Here is a 13,253-nt window from a genome sequence, read left to right as displayed (position 1 = left end):
CCGCTCGCTCGCTCTTATCGCCTTGTGGGCAACGGTAAAATCGAATCGTGAAGCTGTCCGGGGAACAGTGGCTGGCGCAGGTCTTCCGGCCGGCCGTGGCCGGGGTGAGCCGCGCTCGTTCTGCCGGCGTGGTTTCCGTGGATCCGTTGCGCCTGCTGGGAAGCCGGCTCGCGGCGCAGGTCGAGGCGCTCGGTGACACCGGGGTGCTCACCGACGAGCAGGAAAGCGCCGCGCTCGATGCCCTGGAGGAGGCCGGGATCAGGCCGGAAGTCCGGTCGGTGTCCACCTCTGCGTCGGCCACGAGTTCCTTCGCTCCCGTCGCTGTGCGAGCGGGTTCGGCGCCCGTCGTGGCCCCCGAGCCGCTCGACCCGCCGACGTTGCACGGGGTGCTGGTGGGGCCCCGGCAACTCGGGCAGCTCGGCGGACGGCCGGTGACGCTGATCTCGGCGGAGCTGTGGAGCGACCGGTTCCTGGTCGACCTCTACACCGACCCCGGCCCCGAGCACCGTGACAGGCGGGCGCGGGCCGCGCGTGAGCACCTGGAGTGGATGAAACGCCGACGCCGCGGGCAGGCCGGCGAGCGACCGGGCCGGGCCGTCGCCGGCTCGCCGCTGGCCGACCTCGCCTGGGAACTGCGCGACGAGCCGGGCACCGCGTACCGCCGGACCGGCGGCTCGGCCGAATCGGGAGACCATCTCGACCGGCAGCGGATGCAGTGGTCTCCGGCACCCCCGGCGCACTCCGGACGCCTGACCCTGCTCGCCACCGACACCGCCGGCACGATCGTGCTCGACGCCGAGATCCCGATCCCTCGCCCAACCATGTGACGCCGCGGCGGCGTCTTGGGCCAAGTGGATCAGACCACTTCACTCCCCCGTGCCCGCGCGGTGGGCCGCCCGGCGGTACCGCACGCGCAATCCTCGTGCTGGCAAAGGGAAACACTGGCGCGCGCGGCCGAAACTGGATTTGATCACTCCTGTCGACCTTGACCAGCAGGAGGAACAGATGATCCTCGAGCCGAGACGAGCACTCGCGGTCGCCGCCGTGCTCGCGGCCGGTCTCACCGGTCCCGGGCCGCAGGCGGCCGCCGCGCCCGCCGGTCCGGCGTCACCCGCGGCCGGCGCGCAGCGGACGATCACCCTGGTGACCGGCGATCACGTCGTCCTCGACGAATCCGGCGCCGCGCACGTCCGGCCCGCGCCCGGCCGGGAGAAAGTCGGGTTCCTCACGCAGAAGGACGTCGACGGCGACGTGCACGTCACGCCGTTCGACGCGCTCGCCGACGTCCGCGCCGGCCGGCTCGACCCGCGCCTGTTCGACGTCACGCGGCTGCTGGCCGGCGGGTACGGCGACGACGCACGCCCGGACATCCCGCTCATCGTGACCCACCCAGCGGGACCGCGCGCTCGCGCGATGGCGGCCGCGCAGGTCGTCCGCGAGCTGCCCAGTGTCCAGGCCACCGCCGTGAAAACCGCCAAGAGCCCGGCTTTCTGGGCCGGGCGCGACCCTTCGGCCGGCAAGATCTGGCTGGACGGCCCGGTGCACGCGGCGCTGGACCGCAGCGTCCCGCAGATCGGCGCACCGGAAGCGTGGAAGGCCGGCTACACCGGTAAGGGCACGACGGTCGCCATCCTCGACACCGGGATCGACGCCACCCACCCGGATCTGGCGGACGCCGTCGCCCAGGCGCGCGACTTCACGGCCAGCGCGTCCGGGACGACCGACCGCTACGGGCACGGCACGCACGTCGCGTCCATCGTGACCGGCAACAACGTCAAGTACATGGGCGTCGCACCGGACACGAAGCTGATGATCGGCAAGGTGCTCGACGACACCGGCAGCGGCGAGGAGTCCGAAATCCTCGCCGGCATGGAGTGGGCCGCGACCGGCGGCGCGCAGGTGATCAACATGAGCCTGGGCGACTACACCCCCAGCGACGGCACGGATCTGCTCTCCCAGGCGCTCGACGCCCTGACCGAGCGGACCGGCGCGCTGTTCGTGGTCGCCGCGGGCAACAACGGCAAGACCCCGGGTTCGCCCGCGGCGGCCCGGGACGCGCTGACCGTCGGCGCGGTCGACCACGACGACCACCTCGCGGACTTCTCCAGCCGCGGCCCGCGCAAGGGCGACAACGGGATCAAGCCGGAGATCACCGCGCCGGGCGTCGACATCACCGCGGCGATGGCCAAGGACAGCGCCCTGGCCAGGACCCTGCCGCACGCCGACGACACGCACCTGATCATGTCCGGCACGTCGATGGCCACCCCGCACGTCACCGGGGCGGCGGCGATCCTGGCCGGCGAGCACCCGGACTGGAAGGCCCCGCAACTCAAGGCCGCGCTGGTGGAGTCGGCCAAGCCCGACCCCGCCCGGACGGTGTTCGAGCAGGGCGGCGGCCGCGTCGACGTCGCCAAGGCCGCCGCGGGCACGCTGGTCGCCACCCCGGCCACGCTGAACGACGGCGTCCAGCGGTGGCCGCACGCCGACGACCAGCCGGTGCGCAACGTCGTGACGTACCACAACTACGGCACCACGCCGGTGACCGTGAACGTGACCGCGGATCTCGATGACCCGGCCGGAAAGCCCGCGCCCGCGGGCATGTTCACCCTGTCCGCGCCGACGTTGACCGTCGCCCCGGGCGCCGACGCGCCGATCACGCTGACCGCCGACACGACGGTCGACGGCCCGGACGGGAACTACACCGGCGTGCTCACCGCGGGCACGGTCCGCGTCCCGGTCTCGCTCACCCGCGAGCCGGAGAGCTACGACGTCCGGTTCGGTTTCCTCGGCACCGACGGGAAGCCGACGGCGGACTACGCCTACCGCCTGGTCGACACGCGGCAGGCCGTCCAGTACGTGCCCTACGACGCGTCCGGTTCGGTGGGCTTCCGGGTGCCGAAGGGGCACTACTACTTCGAATCCCAGGTCGCCACGGGCACCGGGATCGCGGTGACCATCGAACCCGACCTCGACGTGAGCAAGCCGGTCGACCTGACCGTCGACCCGCGGACGGCGAAGCCGGCGGGGCTCGTCCTGGACAACCCGAAGCTGACGGCGTTCGAGAAGAGCGTGGACTTCGCCCGCACCACCGCGTGGGGCGGCCAGGACGCGCTGGCCACCGAGATCCAGCCGGGTGCCTTCGGTGACGTCCTGGTCAACCGCTCGGCGACGACGGCGCCCGGGCAGTTCCGGTACTCCGTCGGCGGCCGGTTCGCCGTCCCGGACGCCCAAGGCCGCTTCGACGCCTCGCCGTCGCTCTACAGCGTGCGAGCCGACACCGACGGCCGGCTGCCCGCCGACCCGGTGCTGCGCGTGCGCGACCGGGACCTGGTGCACGTCCACAGCGTGCACGCGGCCGCCGAGCCGGGCACGGTCGGCACCCGGGAAAGCGTCATCACCAAGCCGCTGCCGTACACGCTGGAGGAGTACTACTCCCCGGAGACGCCGTGGATGAACTTCTTCCAGGTCACCAAGGCCGACGGGACGTACGTCAACCAGCTGTTCTCCAGCGCTCCCAAGGTGTACCCGCGGGTGCGGGAGGCGGCGGATTCCTACGGCCGCGCGGTGTTCGGCCCGGACTTCCCGGCCAACCCGGCCCGGCCGACGCGCTACGCGAGCCGGCAAGGTGATTCGATCGTCTTCCAGATCCCGCAGCTGAGCGACGCGACCCGGGACATGGAGGGCTTCGGCGTGCACACCGGCACGGCGGTGCTGTACCGCAATGGTGTGCAGGTGGGAGTCGGCCAGGACTCCAGCGGCGGGCTGTTCTCGGTGCCGCCGGGCCCGGGCACGTTCCGGCTGCACACCGAGATGACCCGGCCGTCGCCGCTGTCGAGCAAGGTGGTCGCCGACTACACGTTCGTCTCCGGCACGGTCACGGGTACCACGCCGCAGCGGCTGCCGCTGATGGCGATCAAGTTCGCGCCGGCGTTGAACGCGAACAACGCGGCATCGGCCTTCCTGCCGACGCTGGTCCCGATCGGCTTCTCGCACAACGCGGGCGGCACGGTCAAGCCGACGGCGATCCAGGTGTCCCACGACCACGGTGGTTCCTGGACCCCGGCTCCCCTGGCCGAGCTGGGCGGCCGGTGGTACACGGTGCTGGCCCACCCGTGGGGCGCGAAGTCCGTGTCCCTGCGGGGAACCGCGGTTGACGGCGCGGGCAACTCGGTGACGGAGACCATTGTGGACGCCTTCGTCCTGCGCTGAGCCGACCGGAGGCGGCTTCGCGAACGCGCGGAGCCGCCTCCGCCGTCAGCTGATGCTGTCGATCACCGGCACGAGCCTGCGCAGCAGGGCGACGAGCTGCCGGCGTTCCGCGGGCGAAAACGCCTCGAACGCTTCCGCCTGACGGGCCCGCCGGCCGGCCAGCAGCCGCGCCAGCCGCTCGTGCCCCTCCGGGGTCAAGGTCACGAGGACCTTGCGCTCGTCGTCGGGTGACCGCCGGCGCGTCACCACTCCGGCGCCCTCCAGCTGCTGGAGCATCCGGGTGGCCGTGGGGATGGACACGTCGGCGGCCGCGGCGAGCCTGCCGACCGGGAGCTCCGGCTCGTTCACCAGCGGCTCGAGCATCGTGACCTGCGGCAGCGACAGACCGGCGTCCCGGTCCGCGCCCGCCGACCGGGCCTTGCGCATGGCGAAGAACACGGCGTCGGCCGCCTGCACCAGCTCGTCGACCTCGGCGGGGTGGGGTGACTTGTTCCCGGTCGTCATGCGAGCTAGCCTAGCAAAGCAATAGTTAGCTACCTAACTATTAGGAGGCTAGATATCATGAGTGGCCGCATCGACGTGCACCAGCACCTGATCCCGCCGCGCTACCAGGAAGCGCTGGAGAACAGCGGCCAGACCGCCGGCGGGTGGCCGATGCCCTCGTGGAGCCCCGGTGCCGCGCTCGCGATGATGGACGAAGCGGGGATCGCCACCGGGGTGCTGTCCATCAGCGCGCCGGGGGTGCACTTCGGCGACGACGCCGCGGCCCGCGACCTGGCGCGCGAGGTCAACGACTTCCAGGCCCAGCTCGTCAGGGACACTCCTGACCGCTTCGGGCACTTCGCCGTGCTTCCGCTGCCGGACTTCGACGGCGCGGTCGCCGAGGCCGTGCGAGCCCTGGACGAACTGCACGCCGACGGCGTCGTCCTGCTGTCCAACGCACACGGCCACTACCTGGGTCACCCGGCGTACGAGCCACTGTGGACGGAACTGGCCGCCCGTGACGCCGTGGTGTTCGTGCACCCGGCCGAACCGCCGATCGCGCGCCTCGACGGCCTGCCCAGCCCCCTGCTGGACTTCCCGTTCGACACCACGCGCACGGCGCTCGACCTGGTGGCCCACGGCGTGTTCGACCGGCATCCGGAGCTGCGGATCATCCTGTCGCACGCCGGTGGCTTCCTGCCCTTCGCCGCGCACCGCTTCACCGGTGCGGCGATGTTCAACCCCGGCACCACCCCCGAAGGCATCATGGCCGGGCTGCGGAAGTTCTACTTCGACACGGCCCTGTCCGCCTCACCGACCGCGCTCCCGTCGCTGTTCGCCTTCGCGGAACCCGGCCACGTCCTCTACGGCAGCGATTTCCCGTTCGCGCCGAAGGAGTGGCGGGCCGAGTTCGACCGGTACCTCACCACTTACGAAGGCCCCGGTGCCGAACGCTTCCCCGACGTCGGCCGCGCGGCCGCGGAGGCGCTGTTCCCCCGGCTCCGGGAATGAGATCCGGGTCCGGGGCGTTGATCATCGGCATGTCCGACGAGACCGCAGAATTCAGTCCCACGGAGTGGGTGCAGGACCAGACCAAGACGATCCTGGAGACGGGGACCACCGAGGGGATCGAGGTGCTCGGGTCGCCGATCGTGCTGCTGACGCTGCGCGGCGCGAAGTCCGGCAAGCTGCGCTACACCCCGGTCATGCGGGTGGAGCACGCCGGGAGCTACGCGGTGGTGGCGTCCAAGGGCGGCGCCCCGGAGCACCCCGTCTGGTACCACAACATCAAGGCGCACCCGGAGTTCCCGCTGCAGGACGGGACCGTGACGAAGACCTACACGGCGCGCGAGGTCGAGGGAGCCGAACGGGCCGAGTGGTGGGAACGCTCGGTCGCGGCCTACCCATCGTACGCCGAGTACCAGACGAAGACCGACCGGCAGATCCCGGTGTTCGTGCTCGACCCGAAGTAAGACTCGATCACCCCTGACCGGTCGACGGCGCCGGGCCGAGTGCCCGGCGCCAATAACCGGTGACACTGCGGCGCACCTGCTCGACGTCGACACCACGTGGGTCCAGCAGCCGCTGCAGGGCGATCCCGCGCAGCTGCCCGACGACGGCGATCGCGACGTCGTCGGGCCCGAGGCCGGGATCGATGGTGCCGGCCTCGATGCCGGCCTCGACGTCTTCGCGCAGGTCGGCGCGGAAGGCGGCGTCCCGCTCGCGGAAGATCGGCGCCAGGTCGGGTTGCGTGGCGGCCTCGGCCCACAGCACCAGGAAAGCCTGGTTGAAGACACCGAGCCGGCCGAGTTCGCCGAGGTAGCCGTCGATCAGCCGCAGCAGGCGGTCGCGCCCGGGCGGCAGTTCGTCCAGCCCCGGCACGAACCCGGCCTGCGTGGTCCGGGCGAGCCGCTCGACCAGCGCCTGCTTGGCGCCGAAGTGGTGCGTGACGATGCCGCGGCTGTACCCGGCACGCTCCCCGACGCGCGCGAGCGTCAGCGAGCGAACCCCCTGTTCGACGACGAGTTCGGCGGCCGCGGCGAGCAGCGCGGATTCCGCCTGGTCCCGGCGTTCTTGCTGAGTTCGGCGGAGGGTGGCCATGGGCCGGAGCGTACCAAACTAACTTGCGTGTCGCCCAACAAGTATGTGTAGGGTGGGCGGCGTGGCAGGTACCCGTTCCAGGAGGTTTCCGATGCTCGGAACCGAAGACCCGGCCCGCGCCGCGGCCAAGGACGGTCACTGGAGCCATTTCGCCCAGGGCGACCGGGTACTGGTGTTCGGCGCGCCGGACCCGTCGACCGGCAGCCGCCGAGTCCGGCGCGGAACCGTGCTCTCCCCGCCTTCGCCCGACCTCATCACGATCGACTTCGGGAACGAGGAGTACGGAGAGCTGTCCCCGGCCGACCCGGTCCGGGTCAGCCACGCGGCCGGCGCCTGCCGGTGCGTGGTGGCGCTCCCGTGAAGCGCTGATCAAGCGGACAAGACGGATGGCCCGCCCTCCAGATCGCCCGATCCCGCGGGACCTGCCAGGGCACTCGCCGGTTCCGGCGTCGAACACTCCGGTCTTGGCCGCTCTCTCCCGCACCTGGACAGTCGTCTGAGGGCACGCCCACGTAGCCGACGCCGAGGCTCGCGACGACTATGTCCGTGGCCTGAGATGCGGGAAGAGCACTGTGCGTCGATGAGCAACCGCCGACCGCGCTTCTCGACCAGCAGCCGCCCGCGTGGAGCAAAGAGCCGGTCGTCCAAACGCGCCTCGAGATCAGGTCAGGAGGCCGCCGCCGCGGCGCAGCACGTCACCAGCTTCTCGCGCAGCCTCGCCGCCGCCGTGTGGGCTTCGACATCCAGGTACACGTCCAGGGCCTTCGTCCACGTCTGGTGCGCCTGGCCGGTGCGGCCCTGGACGTGCAGCACCTGCCCGGCGCCGATCAGGGCTTCAGCCTCCAAACGCCACTCCCCCAGCTCGACGGCGGCGTGGTGGGCGTGGCGGAAGTCGTCGAGCGCTTCGGCACGGCGGTGGAGCTGGAGGAGGATGTGGCCGCGGGTGTCGCTGGAGTACGCGCGCATCCCGGCCGCGTCCAGGGTCTGTTCGTGGCCGCCGGCCGCCGCGAGCAGGTCGGCCGCGCGCAACGCCCGCTCGATCGACTGCAGGGCGTCGGCTGTGTGGCCGGCCGCCTGCTGTGCCGTGGCGAGGTTGTTCCACGCGCGCCAGCCCGTCTCCGGCCGGGCCAGCCGGGCGAGGGCCTGCCGGCACAACGGGATCGCGTCGGCCGGGCGGGCGGCGTAGATCAGGATCCGCGCCAGGTTGACGAGCGTTTCGGCTTCGGCGGCGTGGTCCCCGCGGGCCCGGTCGAGAGCGAGCGCGGCACGCGCGTGTTCTTCGGCAACCGCGAAGTCGCCCAGCAGTAGGTGGGCGATGCCGAGCCGGTTCAGGTGCAGGGCCTCGGCGACGGCGTCGCCCTCCGCACGGGCAGCGCTCAGCGCGAGCCGGCAGATGGCCTGGACTTCGTGCGGCCGGCCCCGGGTGTCGAGGTAGGTCCAGTAGAGTCCGGCGATCGCGCTGACGGCGTCGTGCCGCCCGGCGCGCGCCGCGGTGTCGGCGAGGCCGAGCACCGCGCGCCCTTCGGTTTCGCACCAGCGCAAAGCGTCCGCGCGGGTGCCGAAGTGCAGCGGCGTGACGTCGTCGGCTGGGGGAAGCGGGTTCGGCCGGCCGCGGACGTCGAGCGCGGTGCACGCCGCGGCGATCGTGTGCTGGTACCACGCGAGAAGACGGTCTAGCACGTCGGCGCGTTCCTTGCCCTGCAACAGTTCCCCGGCGTATTCGCGGACGAGGTCGTGCAGCACCACCCGGCTGCCGGTCACCCGCCGCGCCAGGTGCAGACCGGTCAGTTCGTCGACGGCGTGCCGCGCGTGCGCGCCCGGGACGCCCGCCGCCGCGGCCGCGGCGGCCAGGTCGAACTCCGCGACGGGATGGGCCCCGACCGCGCGGAGGAACGCACGGGTGGCATCCGGGAGCGCGCCGTAGGACCAGCCGAGGACAACGCGCATGCTCACCGCGAGGTCACCGCCGACTTCCAAGGCGTCGAGCCGGCGTTGTTCGGCGGCCAGCTCGGCGGCCAGTTCGCCGACGGGGACGTCCGGGCTGCGCGCGATCCGCTCGGCGAGGATGACCGTGGCGAGCGGCAGCCGGTCGCACAGCTCGGCGATCCGCTGGGCGGCCGCCGGGTCTGCGGCGATCCGGTCGGGCCCGGCGACGCTGCCCAGCAGCAGCACGGAGTCGGCCGGGCCGAGCGCGCCGAGCACCAGGCGGCGGGCCGCGTGCCGGGTGGTCAGCTCGGGCAGCCGCGCGCGGCTGGTGACGACGGTGACACACCCGGAGCCGGGCAGCAGCGGCAGCACCTGCGCGCTGTCGCGGGCGTTGTCCAGCACGAGCAGCAACCGCCGGCCCGACAACGCCGTCCGCAGCCGGGCCGACCGTGCTTCGAGCGTCCCGCCGGCTTCCGTCTCGGTGATGGTCAAGCCCTGCAGCAGGGCGGTCACGGCGTCTTCGGGCGACAGCGGTTCGCCGGGGCCGAAGCCGTTGAGGTCGAGGTAGAGCTGCCCGCCGGGCAGGTCGCCGCGCACAGCGTGCGCCCACGCCAGCGCCAGCGCGGTCTTGCCGACACCCGCGGGGCCGGTGACGATCCCGATCGACGGCTCGCCGCGCATCAGCGCGTCCAGCGTCGCGAGTTCCACGTCCCGGCCGACCAGCCGCGGGGGCGGCGGAGGCAGCTGGGCGGGCACCGCGCGGCCGCCGCCGGCTTCGAGCTCGGGGTCGGCCTCCAGGATCCGCTGGTGCATCCGGCGCGCGCCGGGTCCGGGGTCGACACCCAGCTCCTCGGCGAGCGTCTTTCGCAGGTGTTCGAAGGCCTGCAGCGCCTCGCCTTGGCGGCCGCAGCGGTACTGCGCGGTCATCAGTAACGTGGTGAACCGCTCGTGCAGCGGGTACGCGGCCACGAGACCCGGCAGTTCGGCCGCGACCCGGTGGTGTTCGTCGAGCTCGAGCCGCAGTTCGGCGGCGAGTTCTTCAGCTCGCAGCCGCAGCTCGCGCAGGTGCCCGACGGCGATGGGCAGGTCGATGCCGACCCCGGCCAGCGGCTCCCCCCGCCAGAGCGCGAGGGCCTCCTCGACGCGGGCCAGCCGGGCGCGTGGGGGGCCGTCCGGCCCCTCCACCAGCCCGGAGAACCGGCTGACATCGATGTCTTCGGCGGGGACAGCGAGCCGGTAGCCGCCGCCCTCGGCCACGACCGCGCCGGCGCCGAGCACCTTGCGCAGCCGGGAGACACCGACCGCGACGGCGTTGCGCGTCTCCCCGAGCCGGTCGCCCCAGATCTGCTCGACCAGCTCGTCCGTGGTCACCGGACGGCCGCCGGCCAGCGCGAGAACGGCCAGCAGCGCGGCCGGCCGCCCGCCGGGCAGAGGCACGGTCTCACCGTCGATCCGCACGAGCAGCGGACCGAGCAGGTGAATGTCGAGGGTGCCCACGAGCCCACGGTACCCACGACGCCTTCGTCCGATGGCCGCATTCGCCCACCTCGTCCGGCGATTTTCGGCTAGTGGCGGCATGGCAGGCGAAGTCTTTCGAAACCGCGACAGCGGACAGCGGGCCGCAGGACGGTTGGCTGCGCCCTCGCCGACACCGCCCACGCCCTGCCGATCAGTGCTCGGACAGCTCCGTGAGCAGCGCGGAGACCTCCGCGCTCGATCGGGCCGAGCCGTGCCGGCAGGCGGCGGTCAAGCCGCGGGACCCGGTCGCCGCCGAGTCGCATCGCGATGCCGGCGCCACGCGTCGTCGACAGCACCGCGCGCTTCGGTGGACAGTGGCGCCCAGCAGGACCCGGGACATCCGAGCGACGACGCGGTCCCACGAGGCTTCGGTGCGCGGACCGCCACAACTACCCGGCTCCCCGTTGCCGGACCGTTACCGGCCCTGTGTCAAGGGCCGTTTCGAGCACGACTCGGCCCACGTTTCCGGGACGTGTCCGCCGATCGTTTCGGGCGCTGCAGAAGCGTGATCAGCGGTCCGGTCATGGCCGTGGTGAACACGGCCATGATGACGAGAACGGTGTAGAACTCACGTCCGATGATCTTCGCCTCCCAGCCGGCGTTGAGTGCGATCAGTTCCGTGAGGCCGCGAGTGTTCAGCAGAACGCCGACCGAGAGGGCGGCACGCGTCGGCATCCCCGCCAACCGCGCGGCGATCGTGCCGCCACCGATCTTGCCCGCGATGGCGAGTGCGCAGATGAGGACGAGCAACGCCCAGGTCCCTCGGCTCAGGCCGCCGATGTCGACCGAAAGACCGGTCACCACGAAGAAGACCGGCAACAGCGCGGAGCTTTCGCTCTCGACCGAGCCGAGCAACTCGGGGTCGTGCGCGCCATCCTCTTCACGAGGGGTGATCAGTCCCATGAACAGGGCGCCGAAGATGAAGTGCAGTCCCATCTTCGCGGTGCAGTAGGCCGAACCGATCGCGAGCGCGGTGAGCACCGGGACCCTGATGCGTCGCGAGTTCGAGGACCGCATCCAGCGCCGAAGCGCGGGGCGGACGATCCACCACATCACGGCGAGGTAGGCAGCCAGGAAGAAGAACATGGTGCCGACGGACCCGCCGTGCACCGAGGCCAGCGGCACGGCGAGCAGGGACCATCCGGCTATATCGATGATGCTCGCCGCGGCCAGCGCGACGATACCCGCCACGGTACCGATCAACCCGCGTTCGCGGAGTATCCAGCACAGCACGGGAACGGCGGTGATGGACAGCGCACACGCTGTGAAGAGGATGAAGGTCGCCGGCGTGACGGCGCTGCCGCTCGGCGTCGAAAGCTCGGTGCCGAACAGGAGCTTGCCCAGTCCCGCGCCCAGCAGCAGAGGAACCACCAGTGCGCCGACAGCGACGAGCAGGGTGCTGCGCAACCGGCCACGGAGGACGCGGAGATCGAGCTCGTAACCGATGGCGAACAGGAATAGCACCAACCCGAGCTGGGAGATGACGTTGAGAAAAGGAAGTATCTCCTTCGGGAAGATCACGCCGGTCAGCTGTGCGGGCAGGACACCGAGTACGAGACCGGCTGCCATCTGTCCCATGACGGCCGGCTGGCGGATCCGTTCACACAGCGGCCTTACCGCGGTCGCCACCGCTATGATCACGCCGACGGCGAGAAGTACCGAAATGGCCAGGTGTTCTGTACTCATCGCCACAGTTCCGTGTTCTTCGGCGCTGCCGAAGCAACGGTACGGATGTCGGGCACGTCAGTCCTCCACTACTCGCCGAGAATGTGCTGTCGAACGAATCAGCCGAGCAGGACCGGGCCCGAGCGTGCCGGCAAATCGCGAATCCGCCGCAGCGGCGAGAGAACGAGTGGCACGGTGGCCAGGACAGCCGTTGCGGTGATGCACCACATCGCGGCCCGCGGTCCGTACACAGTGGCGAGTTGGCCACCCATCAGTGCGCCCAGCGGAAGCGTGCCGTAGGTGACGACACGCATGCTGGCCGACACCCTGCCGATCGTGTCGTGCGGGCAGTAGGTCTGGACGAACGTCGCGGTGATCACGTTGGGCACTACCACTCCCGCGCTCACCACCAGGCCACCGACCACGAGGAATGCCAGTGCATAACCCTTGTCGGTGAGCGGGAGCAACAGTGCGAAGGGCATCGCACCGAGCTCGCACACCAACAGTGCGCGCGCTGATCCGAGCGCCTTCGACAACGGCGCGGCCGCCAGCGCACCGGCGATACCGCCCACCCCCACCACGGCCAGCAGCGTGCCGATCGCCCCGGGCGCCAGCGCGACCGTCCTGGCCAAGAACACCACGAGAACCGCCTGCAGCGCACCGGCAGCCAGGTTGGCCACCGCCGCGTACCCGGTGAGGGTGCGCAGCAGCCCGTCCGTCCAGACCAGACGGAGGCCGTCCGCGATCTCGCGGAAGACGCCGGTGTCGTGCGGGGTGTCGTCGGTCTGCACGCGCCTCGCGGCACCCGGACGGACGACGCCGAGACACAGCGCGGACACGACGAAGGTCACTGCGTCCAGCAGCAGTCCGGTCACCGCTCCGGCGACCTGTACCAGGACGCCACCGACACCGGGTCCGGCCACTTGCGCGGCGTACTCGGTGCCCTGCAGCCTGCTGTTCGCGGTGGCCAACCGGTCCCGCGGCACCAACGCCGGCACGCACGCACCGTAGGCCGTCGAGTAGAACACCGACGCGGCACCGCCGAGCAGCGCGACGGAGAGCAGCTGCCACAGGGTGAGCAGGCCGAACCACGCGGCCACAGGCACGCTGACCAGCAACAACGCGGAGGCTACGTCACTGACCAGCATGACCCGCCAAGCCGGGAGGCGATCCACCCAGGCTCCCGCGGGCAACCCGATCAAGAGCCACGGCAGCCACGTCGCCGCGCTGAGCAGCCCGATCTGGAACGGGCTGGCGGACAGGGCGGTCACCGCGATCAGTGGCATGACCACGACAGTCGTGGCGCTGCCGAACTTGCTGCTCGCCTCGCCGATCCAGAAGATCATGAACGA

Annotated in this window: 10 protein-coding genes; 5 read left to right on the top strand and 5 right to left on the bottom strand. The window is 71.6% G+C overall.

Going from position 1 to position 13,253, the window contains the following annotated elements:
- Positions 1 to 47 precede the first annotated feature (47 nt).
- The gene (locus ACIOD2_RS30755) at positions 48 to 827 is read left to right on the top strand and encodes a hypothetical protein (protein WP_400545574.1); all 780 of its coding nucleotides are present in this window, start codon (positions 48 to 50) and stop codon (positions 825 to 827) included.
- 178 nt (positions 828 to 1,005) lie between these two features.
- Positions 1,006 to 4,209, top strand: coding sequence for a S8 family peptidase (locus tag ACIOD2_RS30750; protein ID WP_400545571.1), 3,204 nt, complete (start codon positions 1,006 to 1,008; stop codon positions 4,207 to 4,209).
- A 45-nt stretch (positions 4,210 to 4,254) separates the two neighbouring features.
- On the opposite strand, the gene ACIOD2_RS30745 is transcribed toward ACIOD2_RS30750, so the two are convergent.
- Entirely contained in the window at positions 4,255 to 4,713 is a 459-nt protein-coding gene (locus ACIOD2_RS30745) for a MarR family winged helix-turn-helix transcriptional regulator (RefSeq protein ID WP_400545569.1), read from the bottom strand.
- A gap of 57 nt (positions 4,714 to 4,770) precedes the next feature.
- Between ACIOD2_RS30745 and ACIOD2_RS30740 the strand changes: the two genes are divergently transcribed.
- Complete coding sequence (locus ACIOD2_RS30740) at positions 4,771 to 5,703, top strand: amidohydrolase family protein (protein WP_400545567.1); 933 nt, start codon at positions 4,771 to 4,773, stop codon at positions 5,701 to 5,703.
- 29 nt (positions 5,704 to 5,732) lie between these two features.
- The gene (locus tag ACIOD2_RS30735) at positions 5,733 to 6,164 is read left to right on the top strand and encodes a nitroreductase family deazaflavin-dependent oxidoreductase (RefSeq protein ID WP_400546207.1); all 432 of its coding nucleotides are present in this window, start codon (positions 5,733 to 5,735) and stop codon (positions 6,162 to 6,164) included.
- A 7-nt stretch (positions 6,165 to 6,171) separates the two neighbouring features.
- Here the strand turns inward: ACIOD2_RS30735 and ACIOD2_RS30730 are convergent, their stop codons facing one another.
- Entirely contained in the window at positions 6,172 to 6,792 is a 621-nt protein-coding gene (locus ACIOD2_RS30730) for a TetR/AcrR family transcriptional regulator (RefSeq protein WP_400545564.1), read from the bottom strand.
- Between the two features lie 91 nt (positions 6,793 to 6,883).
- Here ACIOD2_RS30730 and ACIOD2_RS30725 point away from each other — a divergent pair, with 91 nt between their 5' ends.
- On the top strand, positions 6,884 to 7,153 hold the full coding sequence (locus ACIOD2_RS30725) for a hypothetical protein (RefSeq protein WP_400545561.1): 270 nt from the start codon (positions 6,884 to 6,886) through the stop codon (positions 7,151 to 7,153).
- A 305-nt stretch (positions 7,154 to 7,458) separates the two neighbouring features.
- Here ACIOD2_RS30725 and ACIOD2_RS30720 read toward each other — a convergent pair whose 3' ends face one another.
- From ACIOD2_RS30720 to ACIOD2_RS30710, 3 genes are all read right to left on the bottom strand, one after another.
- The gene (locus ACIOD2_RS30720; RefSeq protein ID WP_400545558.1) at positions 7,459 to 10,215 is read right to left on the bottom strand and encodes a BTAD domain-containing putative transcriptional regulator; all 2,757 of its coding nucleotides are present in this window, start codon (positions 10,213 to 10,215) and stop codon (positions 7,459 to 7,461) included.
- Positions 10,216 to 10,665: 450 nt separating this feature from the next.
- Positions 10,666 to 11,922: a cation:proton antiporter gene (locus tag ACIOD2_RS30715; protein ID WP_400545555.1), complete on the bottom strand. Its 1,257-nt coding sequence runs from the start codon at positions 11,920 to 11,922 to the stop codon at positions 10,666 to 10,668.
- 98 nt (positions 11,923 to 12,020) lie between these two features.
- A complete protein-coding gene (locus ACIOD2_RS30710; RefSeq protein WP_400545552.1) occupies positions 12,021 to 13,247 on the bottom strand; it encodes an MFS transporter in 1,227 nt (408 codons plus the stop codon).
- Positions 13,248 to 13,253: the final 6 nt, after the last annotated feature.

The organism is Amycolatopsis sp. NPDC088138 (assembly GCF_044741685.1).
In the GTDB taxonomy this organism is placed as follows: Bacteria; Actinomycetota; Actinomycetes; order Mycobacteriales; family Pseudonocardiaceae; genus Amycolatopsis.
The sequence above is the reverse complement of the archived record's forward strand: the minus strand, read 5'-3'. Positions and strand labels throughout refer to the sequence as shown.